1 protein-coding gene is annotated in these 1,112 nt (G+C 59.4%); it reads right to left on the bottom strand.

All coding sequences use genetic code 11. The features are described 5' to 3' along the window. Positions 1 to 30 precede the first annotated feature (30 nt). Entirely contained in the window at positions 31 to 1,071 is a 1,041-nt protein-coding gene (locus tag C662_RS19500) for an IS630 family transposase (protein ID WP_002924806.1), read from the bottom strand. Positions 1,072 to 1,112 lie beyond the last annotated feature (41 nt).

Here is a 1,112-nt window from a genome sequence, read left to right as displayed (position 1 = left end):
AGCTATTAACCCGGCAATCAAATAGCTAAATTACTGAGCGTAGCGAACGTACTCATGGCTGAAATACGACCGCACACGATCCGGCATCGCAGCGATGCGTTCCATGCACGTACGCGCCTTCTCGAGAAGTGCGGCGGCGGTCCTGGCAATCGGCCCGGAGCGTATCGACGTTTTCAGATCCCGGTTCAGATACTCGTCGGGGTTGAGTTCCGGCGCATACGGCGGCAGGTAAAACAGCTCGATCTTCTCGGTGTTTTCGGCAGCCCACTCGCGGACACGGTTGGCGCGGTGCACGCGCAAATTGTCGACGATCAGGAACACCTTACGCTGCGCATCCTGAATCAGGTCCTTCAAGAACACGATGAAGCGCTCGGCATCGATGGCGCCCTCGAAGAACGAGAAGCGCACCAAGCCCTGGTTGGTGATCGCCGAGATCATCGATGTCGATCCGTGGCGACCGGCCGGCAGTCGAAGCTCAGGCGTCAGCCCCGCCATCGAGTAGCCGCGCACCCAGTGCGAGTCCTGGCGAATGGCGGTCTCGTCACCCCAGTAGATCTCGGCATCCTCAGTCTTGGCGCGCGCAACGATCTTCGGATACTCGTCCTCAAGCCACGCCTTGAGCCGGGCCGGATCCTGCTCAAGCGCACGCTTGACCGGCCGCTGCGGCGTGAAACCCCACCGCCGAAGGTACTCACCGACGGTGCGAATGGGCATGTCGATGCCAAAGAGCTGCTTGATGGCGAGCATCACTGCGCGACGATTCCACAGCGCAAACTCAAGCTGAAGCTGGGCGGGATTCGAGCCGATGATCTTCAAGCGCAGCTGCTCCTCTTGAACCAGCGTCAGAGTTCGTCCCGAGCCATGGCGCCGACCACGTTGCCCGCCCTTGATGACGGCGTCGAGGTCGTCAGCCTGGGCGCGCCGCGCCCATTTCAAAACGGTACCGACATGAACCCCACACACTTCAGCGATGTGCGTCCATGTATAGCCTTGCTTGCGCAGTACAAATGCTTGGCGACGAATGTGTTCCAGGGCTTCGGGCGGAAGCTTGCGGGCATCGATCTTTTCCATGCCCGAATTATATCAAAACCTATTTGATTGCCGGGTTAATA

The sequence above is a fragment of the Thauera sp. 28 genome (genome assembly GCF_000310145.2).
In the GTDB taxonomy this organism is placed as follows: Bacteria; Pseudomonadota; Gammaproteobacteria; order Burkholderiales; family Rhodocyclaceae; genus Thauera; species Thauera mechernichensis.
Note: the sequence above shows the minus strand (reverse complement) of the source record. Positions and strands in the feature narration are given on the sequence as shown.

Coding starts and splice junctions, on each gene's coding strand:
- C662_RS19500 (WP_002924806.1), bottom strand. CDS start 1,071: ATGGAAAAGATCGATGCCCGCAAGCTTCCGCCCGAAGCCCTGGAACAC.